The following is a 14,899-nucleotide window of genomic DNA, read 5'->3' as shown; positions in this document are numbered from 1 at the left end:
AGGATAGGCGGGGTCAGACGTCCGTACGTACCGGATTTACGGTGCTGTCACCGCTCCCGGCCACGAGCCGGGAGGCACGCGTACGCCGGTGCAGGCGCAGCGACACGGCGGTGGTGCCGATCGCGGCCGCCGTGATGGCACCGCCCGCCCAGGCCGTGGAGGCGAAGCCGAAGCCCGCGTCGATGACCACCCCGCCGACCCAGGGGCCGCCGGTGTTGCCGAGGTTGAACGCGGCGGTGGTGGTGGCGCCCGCCAGGGTCGGGGCGGCGCCGGCGACGTTGAACAGCCGGGCGTTGAGCGCCGGGGCGGTGTAGAAGCAGGACACCCCGAGGAGGAAGGAGAGCAGGACGGCGGCGACGGCGTACTGGGCGAGCAGGGCCAGGGCGACGAGGAAGACGGTGGAGGCGGTGATGCCGCTGATCAGCACCCCGAAGAGGTGCGCGTCCGCGACCCGGCCCCCGATCGCCGTGCCGATCAGCGCGCCGATCCCGAACAGCGCGAGAACCGTCGGCACCCAGCCGGCGTCCAGCCCCGCCACGTCCGTGAGCAGCGGCGCGAGATAGCTGAAGGCGCAGAAGACGCCCCCGGCCGCGAGCGCCACGACGGCGATGGTGAGCCAGACCTGGCGGTCGCGGTAGATCCGGACCTCCTGCCCCAGCCGGGGCAGCTCCTCGGGCCGGGGAATGGCCGGAACGAGTGTCACGACCCCGACGAGCGCGATCGCCGAGGCCACCGCCACCGCCCAGAACGCCGACCGCCACCCGAAGTGCTCCCCGAGGAACGCCCCCGCCGGCACCCCGAGCACGTTCGCGATCGACAACCCGCCGATCATGATGGCCAGGGCGCGCGCCCGCGCGTTCACCGGCACCATCGCCACCGCCACGGCCGCCCCGACCGCCCAGAACCCCGCGCAGGCGAGCGCGCTCACGACGCGGGAGGCGAAGAGGACGCCGTAGTTCGGGGCGAGGGCGCCCGCGACCTGCCCGAAACCGAAGATCGTGATCAGTGCGACGAGCGTCGTACGCCGGGGCAGACGCAGGGTCGCCACGGCCAGCAGCGGCGCCCCGACCACCATCCCGATCGCGAAGGCCGAGATCAGCAGTCCCGCCCGGGGGATGGACACGTGCATGTCGTCGGCGATGGGCGGCAGCAGCCCCGAGAGCATGAACTCACTGGTGCCGAGCGCGAAGACGGCGAGGCCGAGGACGTAGACGGAGAGAGGTATGCGGAAGCGGGCGGGGTGGTCCTGGGCGGTGGCGGGAGAAGACATATACATGGGGTAACCGGCGGCCGGGGGACCGCATTCCCCCGTGGCTCGATCGATGCGCTCGGTCAGCCCGTCAGCCCGTCAGCAGCGCCAGTTCGGTGCGAAGGTTCTCCCGCGCCCGGCCCTCCCACTCCCGCTCCCCATACGGCGTCCTGAACAGCCGGGGCAGGTCGAGGAGTTGGCGCAGCACCGCCGCCCGGCCCTCCCGGAACGCCTCGTCCGGCACGAACCCGTACTCCTCCCGCACGGCGGCTGCGTAGGCGGCGTACGCGTCCGGCGGTGACGCCAGGATCGCGAGATCCGCGTCGCACAGCACCTGCCCGTTGGCGTCGTCGTCGGCCGGATCGTGGGTGATCGTCAGCCGCACCAGCCGGGCGACCTCCGCCACCTTCGCCGCGGGCACCCCCGCCTCGGTCAGCGCCCGCTCGGCGAGCCGGGCCGACCGCTCCTCGTTCTCCGACCGGTCCGGCAGGTACACGGCGTCGTGGAACCAGGTCGCCAGCCGCACGAGATCCGGGTCCGCCGCGTACTCCTCCAGCACCTCGACCCGGTCCAGTACCGCCGTGAGGTGATCAAGGGTGTGGTACTTCCGCTGGGGTTCCGCCCACCGTTCGATCAGGTTGTCGGCGTACGGCGCCGGCGCGGGTCCGGGGGCCCCGTCCCGGGCGGCGAGCAGCGCGGGAAGCCAGCGGTGGCGGAGGGCCTCGCGCCGGGTGTCCGGGGCCTCAGGTGTCTGGGGCGTCTCAGGTGTCTCGGGCGTCTCAGGGTCGGGCATGCAGGCATTGTGCCGTGGCCGGGTCCGGTTCCCGGGGCGAGCGGGGTTGGCCGCCGCCCACAGCCGGGGGTAGTTCCGCGTACTCCGCTTGCAGTCACCACTCGCCGCGTCGTACGACCCCGCGCCGACGCCGGACCCAAGTGGTACGTCTTCGACCTCGGCCTCGCCTCCGGTTCGCCGGGCGGCAAGGTCCACAAGATCGAGCGGATCACCATCTACTGAGTTTCGCGGACCGCGCCCACGAATCGGGACCAGGCGGCGGCCTCAAAGACGAGTACGCCACCGGCCGGGTTCTTGCTGTCGCGGACGGGGACGAGGCCGGGGTGGTCATCGGACACTTCCACGCACTCCGCGCTGTTGCCCCCGCTGTAGCTGCTCTTACGCCAAGTCGCGGTCTTCAGATCGGGTGCGGTGCGCATCCTCGTACTCCTCGGCCGCCTGCTCGATCAGGGCGAGGGACACGCCAGGCGACAGTGCCGCACCCCCGATCAGATCGTAGGACAGCGTGGAACGGGTAACCACGGCACGATCGTCCTGAAGGTGGCCAGTTTCGGCCCCATCCGAGTAGGCGAGCGGCGGAGCGTCCTCGAACGTCATGAGCTTGAACATGCCCGTCATCCCGGCATTCGCCCCCTCCGCCAGCGGAAGAACCTGGACGATGATCCGGTGGAGCCTGGCCATTGCCACGATGTGCCGCAACTGTTCCGCCATGACCGACGGTCCGCCCACCGCACGGCGAATGACCATCTCGTCCAGCACGGCCCAGTACTGAGGCTTCCTCGGGCGCTCGAAGATGTGCGCGCGAGCCCGGCGGGCAGCCACACGGTCCTCCACGGCCTCCTCTGTCAGGAACGGGTCGTACGCGTGGACCACCGCCCGCGTGTACTCCGCTGTCTGGAGGAGGCCGGGTACCAGGATCGGTGCCCAGTCCTTGATCGTGAGCGCGAGTCCTTCGAACTCCACCACATCCGCGAAGTGGTGCTCGTACGGGGACTGCCTCGCCGCGTCCAGGTTCCGCGTGAAGAACCCGTCGGTGTCCAGCACCTTGTCCACCATCCGCGCGAACTCCGGCTGCATCCTCCGTGTTCCGACCTCCAGCATCCCCACGTAGGCGCCGCTGATGAACATCGCGGCCCCCAGTTCCTCCTGCGACATACCGGCCCGTTCCCGCCGGTGACGCAGTTCCGCGCCGTACATCGCTCGCGTGGACTGGGACGGGTCGATGGTCCTGGGCTTCGGCATCAGACAACTCCCTCTCGGACAGCCGGCCTTGTTGCTGCGTGCCGATCCGAGGGTAGATGCGAAGGGTGTTCGTCCGGGTGCGAAACGTGACGACCTCGTCCAACACTCCGACTTGTTGCTAAATTGGACTAGACCTGTTGTCGTACACGCGAAGCCGAAGCCCGAAGGAAGGGGCCCCATGACCACGCGCGCGCTTCTGGAGGTGATCGCCCTCGATGCCGAGGACGCCGTCGCCGCCCAGACCGGTGGTGCCGACCGGCTGGAGCTGGTCGCGGACATGGGGGCCGACGGACTCAGTCCGGCGGTCGCGACGTTCGTGGAGGTGCGGGCCGCCGTCGACATCCCCGTACGGGTCATGCTCCGGCTCGCCGACGGGTTCGCGGCGGGGCGCGTGGACGCGCTGGTGCGGGTGGCGTGCGATCTGCGGACGGCCGGGGCGGAGGAGTTCGTGCTCGGGTTCCTGGGCGAGGACGGCGGGCCCGATCTGGACGCGGTGGAGCGGGTGGTCGCCGAGCTGGACGGGCGGGCGTGGACCTTCCACCGCGCGATCGACCGCGCCGCCGACCGGGAGGCCCTGCGCAAGCAGCTCGCGGACCTGCCGGGACTGGACACGTACCTGACGGCGGGCTCGGTGGACGGGGTCGACGACGGGCTCCCGGTGCTGCTGGCCGAGGCCGCGCGGCGCGGCGACCCCGGTTACACCCAGCGCCTGATGATCGGCGGGGGCCTTCGTCTCGACCACGTCCCGCGCCTGCGCGCCGCCCGCGTGGACGCCTTCCACATCGGAGGAGCGGCCCGCCCGGAGGGCTGGGTCACCCCGGTCGCCGCCGACGCCGTACGCGAGTGGCGTACGGCCCTGGACACGCGCGGCGGGTGACGTACCGGAGGCGGACCGGCGCTGTATCCCCCGGGCCGTGACAGTGGCGCCGGTGGCCGGAGCCGCAGGTCACCGCCCGTGCGAGGGCAGCGCGGTCCGGCCGTGTTCCGTGTCTCCGAGGTCCTCCCGCAACCGGGCCAGCAGCGGGGCGAGCTGGCCGCGGGTCATCTTGCGAAGGCGTCCCTCGTGCGTCCAGGCGCTGACCGCCGTGGGGTCGATGAGCACGATCTCCGGGGTCCAGTCGGCACGGAAGCGGATGACGGCCTGCATGAGCGGGACCCACTTCAGTCGGTCCGGGTTCTGGAAGCCGGGCAGGGGAGGGAAGGCGGGCGGCTGCCACGAGGGGCCGTGGACCTCGCGCAACTCCGCCTGCCGTTCGATCAGTTCGTACTCGGCGGCGAGCCGGAAGTGGTCGTACTCCTGCCGCAGGTCCGTCCCCTCGCGGTCGCCGTAGAGGAGCACGAGCACGGACTCGGGGCGGCGCAGGCGCATCACCTCGGTGAGTTCCCACAGTGTGCCCGCGCTGGTGCCGGCCACGAGGAGGACGAGGCGGGCGTCCGTGATCAGAGAGGTGACCGTGGGCTGCCAGTCCCCGAGGGGGAGGTAGAGGCGGCGCGAGCCGGGCAGCGGGAGCGCCTCGTCGGGCTCTCCCACGGCGAGGGGACGTCCGAAGCCACGGAAGGTCCGGCACACCCCCTCCTCCATGGTGAGCGAGCTGCCGCTCACCAGCGCGCCGCCCGTCCCCGTCCAGCGGCTGAACGCGTGCCGCATCGCCGTGCCGGTGACGTCCTCCGCGAAGGGGCGCAGGTAGAGGACGTACGGTTCGCTCCTGGCCTCGTCGAGCGAGCTGACCACGCGGACGTGATGACGCCGCCCGTGACGCCGCATGCGCAGGCCCGCCGTCAGCGACACCGCGCCCCAGAGCCCGATCCCCAGGACGATCAGAACGTTGCGCAGCACGGGCTCGCCGGGGACGGGAACGAAGACGGTGTTCAGCCGGTTCGCCGCCAGGATGACGAGCAGCCCACCGCAGAGCGTCCCGGCCAGCCCCACGACCCGCAACCCGCAGCCGAGCAGCGGACGCTGGCGCCGACGGGGCGTGCCGAGGGGCGGAAGGCCGGGGGGCGGGACGGGCGGACCATGGCGATCAGTCATGGAAGCCACCAGACCGGAGGCCGTGGGCGCCCGCAATCGAATCGGTACCATCGACGGGGGACAGCGCCCCGGATTCGCTCTTTCGTGGCACGTACCGGCCGCCCTCGCCGCCACCCGCTCCCCGGCGGCCATGATGATCCGGTGGCAGACCTCAACCAGTCCCTGTGGAACTCGGACGTGGAACCCGGCAGTTACACGGTCCCCGCCGGGTACTCACCTGCCAACGCCGCGTACCTGAGCATGCTCTTCGAGCAGTACAAACTCTGCGTCGAGACGGCCGACCGGGTCAGCGCGCGGCGAGGCGCCGCCAACACCTTCTTCCTCTCCCTCAACAGCGCGATCGCCGCGGCCATGGTCGCGGGCCTCGGTCCGCGTCCGGGCAGGGTGTCCGCGTGGCTGCTCCTCGCCGGTCTGCTGATCCTCGTCGGGCAGTGCGCGGCGTGGTACCTGATGGTCCGCTCCTACCGTCAGCTGAACACGGCGAAGTGGGCGGTGATCGGCGCCTTCGAGAGCCGGCTGCCCGCGTACGCCTACTCCCGTGCCGAATGGGCGGAACTGGGGGAGGGCGAGGACTGGCGCAGATACATGCCCCTGACCCGCCTCGAACAGGGGGTGCCGCCCCTGTTCGTGGCCGCCTACGCGGTCGGCTTCCTCGCGCTGGTGCTGTAGGGCCCTTCTGCCGGATCTCCGCGGCCCTGGTCGTCGAGGCCGCGCTCCCGGGGCTGTGCGTCGCCCCGGGAGCCCTCTGGCCGGCCCCGGCCCCGGCCCGCTACGCGTTCGGGTCGAACGTGATGCCCGACGGCATCGCCTTCGTGAGGTTGGAGGCGAAGCTGCCGTCCTTGAGGCCGAAGTTGGCGCTGCCGAAGTCGTACGCGACCAGGGTGTCGCGGACGCCGGACGGGTAGCCGTTCCAGCCGACGAGCGGGGGGTACTGCCAGGTGCCCTTGTGGTTCTCCGGCGGCTCGTCGTTCGAGCCGGCGAGGCGGAAGCAGTGCGTCCGGATGCCGTCCTTGTGGTAGACGATCTTCGCGTGGGTGCCGTCCCAGCGCACCGCCGACGCGGCGTGCACCGTGAAGCCGCCGTGGTTGGAGGTCGAGACGTACTGGGCGGTGCCGTTCTGCACCCAGACGACGACATGCTCCCAGTCGTGCCGGTGACCGCCGATACCGCTGCCCGCGACCGCCTGGTCCTTCTCGAAGTAGAGGTCGTACATGATCGCGCACCAGCCGTTGTTGCACTTGTAGCGCGAGTAGCCGTTGGTGTTGTCCAGGTCGGACGCGCCCCGGCAGTCGCCGCTGAGCGAACCGGACGGCTTGAGGCCCCCGTTGACCGTGCCCGTGGGACCGATCGCGGGGGTCGAGTAGCAGCCGTCCGTGTCGTAGTCGTACGCGGGCTGCCACGTCTTCTCCAGCGCCTCGGCGTTGGCGGGCAGCGCGCCGGGCGGCGCCGCGTGCGCGCTGCCCGCCACACCGAGGACCAGCGCGACGGTGGCTCCGAGCGTGACGGCGGATCTGCGGAAACGACGCGAAGTGCGCGGGCGTGAACCTGTCTTCACTGCGACCTCCTGATGGACCGCGGCGCGGGGGTGATCGGCCGGGAGCCGGGGTGGGGGCAAGCCGACGTGCACGAAGTGGCATGCGCAGGTCAGATTCGCCGTACTCGCGGGTAGTGCGCAAGAGGCCGGTGGTGTCGGAGTGATGAAAAATCAATCAGTGGGCAGATCCTGTGCGTTACCCGTGCGCCGCGAACCGGGCGTCGGGCGCCGCCGTCCGACGGCACATCACGGACGGATATCCGCCACGTAGTTGTTGTGTGCGAAGTCGCCGCGACGACCGGCTCGGAGATCGTTCCGTCGCCGCTCGCGGGCATAGTGGTCTCCGCCCCACCTAAGCCGGGGCATGACAAGTTTCATCACACGGGGACGGGCTTCCATGCCATTCATACGCCGCCGCGGCCTCACGGCCGCCGCCGCCGTGATCGCCGCGATCATGGTCACCACCACCGCCTGCAGCAAGACCGACGAGAGCGGGGCCAAGGACTCCGGCTCGACGACCGCGCAGGCGGACGCGGGCGACGGCATCGACACCGGCGAGAACGAGAGCGGCGGTGACACGACCGTCGGCGGCTTCAAGCTTCCCAAGGGCGTGCCCACCGACCTCAGCGGTGACGCGCTGCGGAAGTGGAAGGACGGTGGCTGGCAGGACTTCGGCGGCGACTGGGCCTCCAGGGCCGAGGACTTCGCCAACCCGTACATCGAGGACTTCTGGACACCGGAGCGCATCGCCGAGGCCGAGGAGAACCTCCCGGACCTCCCGGCGATCGCCGAGGCGGGCAACACCGCCACCGGTTCGAACAAGACCACCCAGGTCTGGCTGCCCGACGGCAAGGTCAAGAGGCAGCAGGCCGCCAAGGTCAAGGCGACCTACCACAAGAACGCCGCCCCGGTCGGCAAGCTCTTCTTCACCACGCCCCAGGGGTCGAGCGTCTGCTCCGCCGCGGTCGTGAAGGACCCCGCCCACCCCGGCAAGTCCAACCTCGTGTGGACCGCCGGGCACTGCGTGCACGCCGGCAAGGGCGGCGGCTGGTACCGCAACATCGCATTCGTCCCGTCCTTCAACGACACCGGCAGGCTGGACATCAACCAGGCCTCCCGGGACTACCGGGCGACCAACGTCTCCCCGTACGGCCTCGCCTGGGCCGACTGGGCCACCACCTCCGGCCCCTGGATCAAGGGCGGCGCCGCGAGCGAGGGCACCGTGGCCGCCGCGTACGACTACGCCGTCCTGCACATGAAGCCGGAGAAGGGCGCCAAGTCCCTGGAGGAGCGCGTCGGTTCGGCCCTGCCGGTCTGGTTCAACGCCCCCGCCGCCAACAAGGTCAAGAACATGAAGGTCCGCGGCTACCCGGCCGAGGCCCCGTACGACGGCTCGAAGATGTACCACTGCCAGGGCGCCACCAAGCGCTTCGTCCTCGGCTACGGCTACCCGAGCGACTACCCGGCCCAGTACATGGTCGGCTGCACCATGAACGGCGGTGCCTCCGGCGGCCCCTGGTACACGACCCACAAGGGCCGCACCTACCTGGTCTCCAACAACTCCCTGAGCGACCGCTCCACGTTCATCACCGGCCCGCGCCTGGGGAAGAACGCCAAGCAGGTCTACCTGGCGACCAGCAACAAGTTCAAGTAAGCCGCACACCCGCGACGGCCCCCGGTGACCTCGGTCGCCGGGGGCCGTCGCACGCGTAACCGCACCGCACGCACGTACCGTCGGCGGCTAGCCGAGCTGCTCCGGCAGCGGGGCCGCGTGGGTCACGATCAGGCCCGACACCGCTCGCGTGAGCGCCACGTACAGGCGGCGCAGGCCCGTGCGCTCGTCCGGTTCGCCGTCGACGACCGCCCGGGGTTCGTCCAGGACGACGTAGTCGTACTCAAGACCTTTGGCGAGCGAGGCCGGGACCAGGGTGAGCCGGGTCTCGTACGTCGTCTCCTCGCCCGGCGCCAGAAAGCCGATCCCGGCCGCCGTGAGCGCCTCGGCCAGCGCGGGGACCCGGGCGTCGGCGGCGATGAGCCCGGTCGACCCCTCGTTGCGGAGCAACTCCTCGCAGGCGGCGACGACCTGGGAGTCGTCCGCGCTCGGCCGTACGTCGAAGAAGCCCGGGTTCTCCCGGACCGACGCGACCGGCGTCAGCCCCGGCGCGATGTGCGGGAGGAGCCGGGAGGCGTACGTGATCACGTCGGTCGGCACCCGGAAACCGGCCGTCAGCTCCTCCACATGGGCCTCCGCCTTGCCGAGGTGCGTCAGGGCCTCCTCCCAGCTCCGCGTCGCCCAGGGGGTCGTGCCCTGAGCGAGGTCGCCGAGGACGGTCGCGGAGCCGGTCGTGCAGCGGCGCCCCACCGCCCGGTACTGCATGGGCGAGAGGTCCTGCGCCTCGTCGAGGACGACATGTCCGAGGGAGTGCGTGCGCTGCACCAGGTCGGCGGCCTCGTCGACGAGCACGGCGTCGGCGGCGGACCACCTGGCCGCCTTCACGCTGCGCGCCGGCTTCGCCCACAGGATCGTCTTCTGCTCCTCGTCGGTGAGGATCCCGTCCGCGTGCGCGGCGAGGAAGTCCGCGTCGGAGAGCAGCCGCAGGACGAGCCTGGCGGGCTCGACGGGCGGCCACACCGCCTTGACCGCCGCCTTCACGGCACTGTTGCGGGCCACCGCGTCCTGCACCCGGTCGTCGGGCGCCTCCCCGGACCGCTCCATCTGCACCAGCACGGCGTGCGCGATCCGCTGCGGCAGGGCCTCGCGGGCGGCCCCGTAGCGGATGTCCCGCTCCAGCAACTCCCGCACGATGTCCTCCAGTTCGTACGCCGGCACGCGCCAGCGACGAGAACCCCGGACGACCATCACGGGCTCGGTGGGCAGGGTGACGTGCGAGCGGACGGCCCGGCGCAGCACCTCGGCCATGCGGGCGTCGCCCTTGACGACGGCGGCCGGCGCCTCGTCCGTGCCCCGCACCTCGACGTGGGAGACGAGGTCGTCGACGGTGGCCTGCTTGACCTCCAGCTCGCCCAGCGCGGGGAGCACCTGCTCGATGTAGTGGAGGAAGGAGCGGTTCGGCCCGATGACGAGGGTGCCGGTGCGGGCGAGGCGCTCGCGGTGGGCGTAGAGGAGGTACGCGACGCGGTGCAGGCCGACGGCGGTCTTTCCGGTGCCGGGGCCGCCCTGGACGCAGAGGGAGCCGGCGAGGTCGGACCGGACGATCTCGTCCTGCTCCGGCTGGATCGTCGCCACGATGTCCCGCATCGGGCCGACGCGCGGCCGCTCGATCTCCTGCTGCAGCAGCTTGCTGGTGGTGGCCGCCTCGGCGGGGTCGGAGAGGTGCTCGTCCTCGTAGGCGGTGAGGTCGCCGCCGGTGTAACCGAAACGGCGCCGCAGGCCGACGTCCAGCGGATCGGTCCTGGAGGCCCGGTAGAACGGCTGCGACACGGGGGCGCGCCAGTCGACGACCATCGGATCGCCGTCCGCGTCGTGCACATGACGGCGCCCGATGTAGAACCGCTCCCCGTCCGCGCCCTCGGCGCTGTCGGCGCCGGGGGCGTGCAGGTAGTCGAGACGGCCGAAGAAGAGCGGGGTGTGGCTCAGGTCGGCCAGCGACTTGATCCGCTCCTCGATCTGGCGGGCCAGCACCTCCGCGTTCACCCAGTTCGCGGTGACGTCCTTGATGTCCAGCGCCTCCACGTCCTCCCGCATGGCGCGCAGGGCGGAACGGGAGGCGGCAAGGTGCGAGCGCTCTCGGGAGAGGGGATCGGCCGGGTGGGTGGGGTCGGCGGTGGGATGCGCGGACAAGGGGGTGCCTCCGGGTGGCCTACGGGACCTAGGGGTGCCGCCTTCACGGCATGCCTGACGGCGGTGTGCCTGACGGCGGTGTTCTGCCTGTGGCGGTGGCCGACCGGTTTCCGTCCGGGCGACGGCGCTCCACGGAAGGGAGGCGGGCAAGAGCGGAGAGTGTAGGTGAGGTGAGGGGGCCGAGGCCAACGCGTTTCCTCGCCGTACCCCTAGGGGGTCCGTACGTCGCGGGTACGAGGGGTGGCCCAGACCTGAGGGTGAGCCGGGGCCACAGCGGGTTCACTCCGCAGACCGACGCAATCCGAAGGCGGAAGTTCCACCATGGAGACATGAGTGCAGCGACGTTCATCCCAGCCTCGGCCTCCGGCCGACCCGGTCCGCCGCCCGGCGCGACCGGCCTCGACGACCACCACAACCGCCACCGCCTCGCCGACGCCCTGCGCGCCGTCAAGGTCTTCGCGAGCGCCGCCTTCGGCGTGATCGTGCTCGGTGAGTACGCGGAGGAGGCGGGCATACGCCGCCGGTGAGGCCCGGCCTCACCCCGCGTACCCCGCTCACCCCGCCGCGCCCCGCGCCCGGCACGGGGCGGTCACCTCTGCCCGTGCCGCCCGATGCCGCCCGACGACCCGGCTCCCGCTGCCCGCACTCAAGGCGGCCCCGGTCCTCGGCGGCCCGGCGGTACCGTCCGTCCCGTCCTCAGCCCTCCGTCAGCAGCTCGTCCGCGTCCATGATCCGGTAGGCGTACCCCTGTTCGGCGAGGAAGCGCTGCCGGTGGGCGGCGAAGTCCTGGTCGATGGTGTCCCGGGCGACCACCGAGTAGAAGTGCGCCTTGTGGCCGTCCGCCTTGGGGCGCAGGACGCGGCCGAGACGCTGGGCCTCCTCCTGGCGGGAGCCGAAGGTGCCGGAGACCTGGATGGCCACCGTGGCCTCGGGGAGGTCGATGGAGAAGTTCGCGACCTTCGACACCACCAGGACGTTGATCTCGCCCTGCCGGAACGCGTCGAACAGCTTCTCGCGCTGGGCGTTGCTGGTCTCGCCCTTGATCACCGGCGCGTCCAGGTGGGCGCCCAGCTCGTCGAGCTGGTCGATGTACTGGCCGATGACGAGGATCTGCTGCCCCGCGAAGCGGCGGACGATCGCCTCGGCCACCTTCCGCTTGGTCGCGGTGGTGGAGCAGAAGCGGTACTTCTCCTCCTGCTCGGCGGTGGCGTAGGCGAGCCGCTCGGAGTCGGTCAGGTTCACCCGGACCTCGACGCAGTCGGCGGGCGCGATGTAGCCCTGCGCCTCGATCTCCTTCCAGGGCGCGTCGAACCGCTTGGGCCCGATGAGGGAGAACACGTCCGACTCCCGCCCGTCCTCCCGGACGAGGGTCGCCGTCAGCCCCAGCCGCCGGCGTGCCTGCAGATCGGCGGTGAACTTGAAGACCGGAGCGGGAAGGAGATGCACCTCGTCGTAGACGATGAGCCCCCAGTCACGGGAGTCGAACAGTTCCAGGTGCGGGTAGACGCCCTTCCGGCGGGTCGTCAGCACCTGGTACGTGGCGATGGTGACCGGCCGGATCTCCTTCCGCGTCCCGCTGTACTCGCCGATCTCCTCCTCGGTCAGCGACGTCCGCTTGATCAGCTCGTGCTTCCACTGCCGCGCGGAGACGGTGTTCGTGACGAGGATGAGGGTGGTCGACTTGGCCTGGGCCATGGACCCGGCTCCGACCAGCGTCTTTCCGGCGCCGCAGGGCAGGACGACGACCCCGCTGCCGCCGTGCCAGAAGTTCTCCACGGCCTGCTTCTGGTAGGGGCGCAGCGCCCAGCCGTCCTCGGCCAGCTCGATCGGGTGGGCCTCGCCGTCCACGTATCCGGCGAGGTCCTCGGCGGGCCAGCCCAGCTTCAGCAGGGTCTGCTTGATCTGCCCGCGCTCGGAGGGGTGCACGGCGACGGTGTCCGGGTCGATCCGGGCGCCGACGAGCGGAGTGACCCGCTTGGACCGCAGGATCTCCTCCAGCACCGGGCGGTCCGTGGTGGTGAGGACGAGGCCGTGCACCGGGTGCTTGGAGAGGGTGAGGCGGCCGTAGCGGTCCATCGTCTCGGCGACGTCCACGAGGAGCGCGTGCGGCACCGGGTACCGGCTGTACTGCACCAGCGCGTCGACGACCTGCTCGGCGTCGTGCCCGGCGGCCCGCGCGTTCCACAGGCCGAGCGGGGTCACCCGGTAGGTGTGGATGTGCTCGGGCGCCCGCTCCAGCTCGGCGAACGGCGCGATGGCCCGACGGCACTCGTCCGCCTGCTGGTGGTCGACCTCCAGGAGCAGCGTCTTGTCGGACTGGACGATGAGGGGACCATTCACACGCGGCACCTTTCGATTCGGCCAAACGTCCAGTGTGCCTGATCAACAAGGATTTCCGTCGCGCCCGATCCTCCGGGCACCGGTCTTATTACATGTCTATTCATTCCGATGAGTGGCAGGAATTCAGATTTGCGGCATTGATTCCGAAGAATGCGCATCGTGCAGCCAACCACCCCGGCAGACCCGGTCACCCCGTCCGTCTCTCCGCAGGGCACCACGCTCGGCTACGCCCTGTTCGCCACCCGCTGGCTCCAGGCACCCCTGTACTTCGGCCTCGTCGCGGCGCAGGGGGTGTACGTCTACAAGTTCTTCAACGAGCTGTGGACGTTAATCGTCCGGTGCGTGGGCGGCAGCGCCACCGAGACGTATGTGATGCTCGCGGTCCTCAAGCTGGTCGACGTCGTCATGATCGCCAACCTGCTGATCATGACCATCGTCGGCGGCTACGAGACCTTCGTCTCCCGCATCGGCCTCCAGGGCCACCGCGACCAGCCGGAATGGCTCTCGCACGTCAACTCCAACGTGCTGAAGGTCAAGCTCGCCACCGCCATCGTGGGCATCTCCTCCGTCCATCTGCTCCAGATGTTCGTGGACGTCCACCACACCTCGCACCACGCCCTGCTGTGGGGCACGGTGATCCACATGGCCTTCATCGCCTCCGCGGTGCTCCTGGCGTACATGTCGGGGCCGATGCTGCGCGAGGACAAGGGCCACGGCTGCTCCCACCCCCGCCCGTCCGACACCCCGAAGCCGTTCCTGCCGGGCCCGCGGGTGCCGGCGGAGCCCACGGAGTCCCGGGAGACGAGGGAGCCCACGGGATCGGCGGGACCGGACCTGCCGAAGGGCCCAGCCGTCTCCGCCCCCCGGCGGGCGACACTGCCGATCCCGGCCCAGGCCACCTCGTACGAGAACCACCTGACCCACGACGGCCGGGGCTCGTCCCGCGAGCACGGGACCCGGTTCACCCGGGGCGGCGCCCGCATCGTGCCGTACGAGGCCCGGCCCACGCCGCCCCTGGCCGAGAGCGGGGTCGAGGGGCGGGTGCGGGCGGCCGGCTTCCCGGCGCGGAAGCTGCTGGAGGACTTCGACACGGGCCACCCGTCCTCCTTCGACCGGCGGGTGCTGACCCGGCTCGGGACGCTGGACTTCCTGGCCGCCGGACGGAACGTGGTGTTCGTCGGCGCCCCCGGCACCGGCAAGACGCACCTGGCGATCGGGCTCGGCGTACGGGCCTGCCAGGCCGGGCACCGGGTGCTGTTCGCGACCGCCACCGAGTGGGCCGCGCGGCTGGCCGGGGCGCGGGCCGAGGGCAGGCTCGCGGAGGAACTGTCCGCGCTCGACGCCTGCCCCCTGCTGATCGTCGACGAGGTCGGCTACCTCCCCTTCGACACGGACACCGCCCGGCTGGTCTTCCAACTGATCGCGCACCGCTACGAGCGCGCCTCGCTCATCGTGACCAGCGACCGGCCGCTCGGCCGCTGGGAGGAGATCCTCGGCGGGGCCGCCCCCGCGATGGTCGACCGCCTCGCGCACCACGCCGAGATCGTCCACCTCGAAGGGGACAGCTACCGGGCCGGCCGCGCTACTTCAGGAGGCTGACGTTCTGGATCAGAGGCCCCTCCACGCCGATGCCCTCACCCACCAGGGTGCCGAGTTCGGGGAGGGGAAGGGGCGGGTTGGCCGCGGCCGGGGAGGCGAGCACACCCACCAGGGCGACGGCGGCCAGGGCGGAGACGAGCGTGACGAGGGGGCGCATGCGTACGGGGGCCTTTCGAGCGCAGGGAGTCGATCTCGATCGGACCCAGGGTGGCTGCCCCGCCGCCCATCCCCCGATGCGCACACCGCCGCCCGACCGCCCGTCAGGGGGAAACCCCCCGATGGTCTGCATGAACTCCGGCGTACGCCCG

General features: G+C 71.3%; 14 protein-coding genes. 5 read left to right on the top strand and 9 right to left on the bottom strand.

Annotated features, from left to right (window positions below; translation table 11 throughout):
- Window positions 1-13: 13 nt before the first annotated feature.
- From ACZ6BB_RS26065 to ACZ6BB_RS26050, 4 genes are all read right to left on the bottom strand, one after another.
- On the bottom strand, window positions 14-1,225 hold the full coding sequence (locus tag ACZ6BB_RS26065) for a Cmx/CmrA family chloramphenicol efflux MFS transporter (RefSeq protein ID WP_471617641.1): 1,212 nt from the start codon (window positions 1,223-1,225) through the stop codon (window positions 14-16).
- 115 nt (window positions 1,226-1,340) lie between these two features.
- The gene (locus ACZ6BB_RS26060; protein WP_471617574.1) at window positions 1,341-2,042 is read right to left on the bottom strand and encodes an HD domain-containing protein; all 702 of its coding nucleotides are present in this window, start codon (window positions 2,040-2,042) and stop codon (window positions 1,341-1,343) included.
- A gap of 215 nt (window positions 2,043-2,257) precedes the next feature.
- Window positions 2,258-2,461 (bottom strand): DUF397 domain-containing protein, encoded by a 204-nt coding sequence (locus tag ACZ6BB_RS26055; RefSeq protein WP_471617573.1) that lies wholly within the window; start codon window positions 2,459-2,461, stop codon window positions 2,258-2,260.
- Window positions 2,421-3,284, bottom strand: coding sequence for a helix-turn-helix domain-containing protein (locus ACZ6BB_RS26050; RefSeq protein WP_471617572.1), 864 nt, complete (start codon window positions 3,282-3,284; stop codon window positions 2,421-2,423). Before ACZ6BB_RS26050 ends, ACZ6BB_RS26055 begins: the two co-directional genes overlap by 41 nt.
- Before the next feature lie 178 nt (window positions 3,285-3,462).
- Here ACZ6BB_RS26050 and ACZ6BB_RS26045 point away from each other — a divergent pair, with 178 nt between their 5' ends.
- Window positions 3,463-4,161, top strand: a complete 699-nt coding sequence (locus tag ACZ6BB_RS26045; RefSeq protein ID WP_471617571.1) for a copper homeostasis protein CutC — start codon at window positions 3,463-3,465, stop codon at window positions 4,159-4,161.
- Window positions 4,162-4,230: 69 nt separating this feature from the next.
- Here the strand turns inward: ACZ6BB_RS26045 and ACZ6BB_RS26040 are convergent, their stop codons facing one another.
- Complete coding sequence (locus tag ACZ6BB_RS26040; RefSeq protein WP_471617570.1) at window positions 4,231-5,316, bottom strand: hypothetical protein; 1,086 nt, start codon at window positions 5,314-5,316, stop codon at window positions 4,231-4,233.
- Window positions 5,317-5,457: 141 nt separating this feature from the next.
- Between ACZ6BB_RS26040 and ACZ6BB_RS26035 the strand changes: the two genes are divergently transcribed.
- On the top strand, window positions 5,458-5,985 hold the full coding sequence (locus tag ACZ6BB_RS26035) for a RipA family octameric membrane protein (RefSeq protein ID WP_471617569.1): 528 nt from the start codon (window positions 5,458-5,460) through the stop codon (window positions 5,983-5,985).
- A gap of 100 nt (window positions 5,986-6,085) precedes the next feature.
- Here the strand turns inward: ACZ6BB_RS26035 and ACZ6BB_RS26030 are convergent, their stop codons facing one another.
- The gene (locus ACZ6BB_RS26030; protein ID WP_471617568.1) at window positions 6,086-6,871 is read right to left on the bottom strand and encodes an NPP1 family protein; all 786 of its coding nucleotides are present in this window, start codon (window positions 6,869-6,871) and stop codon (window positions 6,086-6,088) included.
- Window positions 6,872-7,247: 376 nt separating this feature from the next.
- Here ACZ6BB_RS26030 and ACZ6BB_RS26025 point away from each other — a divergent pair, with 376 nt between their 5' ends.
- A complete protein-coding gene (locus tag ACZ6BB_RS26025) occupies window positions 7,248-8,504 on the top strand; it encodes a trypsin-like serine peptidase (protein WP_471617567.1) in 1,257 nt (418 codons plus the stop codon).
- 87 nt (window positions 8,505-8,591) lie between these two features.
- Here ACZ6BB_RS26025 and ACZ6BB_RS26020 read toward each other — a convergent pair whose 3' ends face one another.
- Window positions 8,592-10,556, bottom strand: a complete 1,965-nt coding sequence (locus ACZ6BB_RS26020) for a HelD family protein (protein ID WP_471617640.1) — start codon at window positions 10,554-10,556, stop codon at window positions 8,592-8,594.
- A 425-nt stretch (window positions 10,557-10,981) separates the two neighbouring features.
- On the opposite strand from ACZ6BB_RS26020, the gene ACZ6BB_RS26015 reads away from it, so the two are divergent.
- Complete coding sequence (locus tag ACZ6BB_RS26015) at window positions 10,982-11,179, top strand: hypothetical protein (RefSeq protein ID WP_471617566.1); 198 nt, start codon at window positions 10,982-10,984, stop codon at window positions 11,177-11,179.
- A gap of 169 nt (window positions 11,180-11,348) precedes the next feature.
- On the opposite strand, the gene ACZ6BB_RS26010 is transcribed toward ACZ6BB_RS26015, so the two are convergent.
- The gene (locus ACZ6BB_RS26010) at window positions 11,349-12,992 is read right to left on the bottom strand and encodes a DNA repair helicase XPB (protein ID WP_471617565.1); all 1,644 of its coding nucleotides are present in this window, start codon (window positions 12,990-12,992) and stop codon (window positions 11,349-11,351) included.
- A gap of 159 nt (window positions 12,993-13,151) precedes the next feature.
- On the opposite strand from ACZ6BB_RS26010, the gene istB reads away from it, so the two are divergent.
- Window positions 13,152-14,591, top strand: a complete 1,440-nt coding sequence (istB, locus tag ACZ6BB_RS26005) for an IS21-like element helper ATPase IstB (protein ID WP_471617564.1) — start codon at window positions 13,152-13,154, stop codon at window positions 14,589-14,591.
- Here istB and ACZ6BB_RS26000 read toward each other — a convergent pair.
- Window positions 14,575-14,748 (bottom strand): hypothetical protein, encoded by a 174-nt coding sequence (locus tag ACZ6BB_RS26000; protein ID WP_318813771.1) that lies wholly within the window; start codon window positions 14,746-14,748, stop codon window positions 14,575-14,577. The two genes, istB and ACZ6BB_RS26000, sit on opposite strands and share 17 nt — an antisense overlap.
- Window positions 14,749-14,899 lie beyond the last annotated feature (151 nt).

The organism is Streptomyces sp. NPDC041108, from assembly GCF_055592645.1.
Note: the sequence above shows the minus strand (reverse complement) of the source record. Positions and strands in the feature narration are given on the sequence as shown.

Coding starts and splice junctions, on each gene's coding strand:
- ACZ6BB_RS26060 (WP_471617574.1), bottom strand. CDS start 2,042: ATGCCCGACCCTGAGACGCCCGAGACACCTGAGACGCCCCAGACACCT.
- ACZ6BB_RS26055 (WP_471617573.1), bottom strand. CDS start 2,461: ATGCGCACCGCACCCGATCTGAAGACCGCGACTTGGCGTAAGAGCAGC.
- ACZ6BB_RS26050 (WP_471617572.1), bottom strand. CDS start 3,284: ATGCCGAAGCCCAGGACCATCGACCCGTCCCAGTCCACGCGAGCGATG.
- ACZ6BB_RS26045 (WP_471617571.1), top strand. CDS start 3,463: ATGACCACGCGCGCGCTTCTGGAGGTGATCGCCCTCGATGCCGAGGAC.
- ACZ6BB_RS26040 (WP_471617570.1), bottom strand. CDS start 5,316: ATGACTGATCGCCATGGTCCGCCCGTCCCGCCCCCCGGCCTTCCGCCC.
- ACZ6BB_RS26025 (WP_471617567.1), top strand. CDS start 7,248: ATGCCATTCATACGCCGCCGCGGCCTCACGGCCGCCGCCGCCGTGATC.
- ACZ6BB_RS26020 (WP_471617640.1), bottom strand. CDS start 10,556: ATGCGGGAGGACGTGGAGGCGCTGGACATCAAGGACGTCACCGCGAAC.
- ACZ6BB_RS26015 (WP_471617566.1), top strand. CDS start 10,982: ATGAGTGCAGCGACGTTCATCCCAGCCTCGGCCTCCGGCCGACCCGGT.
- ACZ6BB_RS26000 (WP_318813771.1), bottom strand. CDS start 14,748: ATGCGCCCCCTCGTCACGCTCGTCTCCGCCCTGGCCGCCGTCGCCCTG.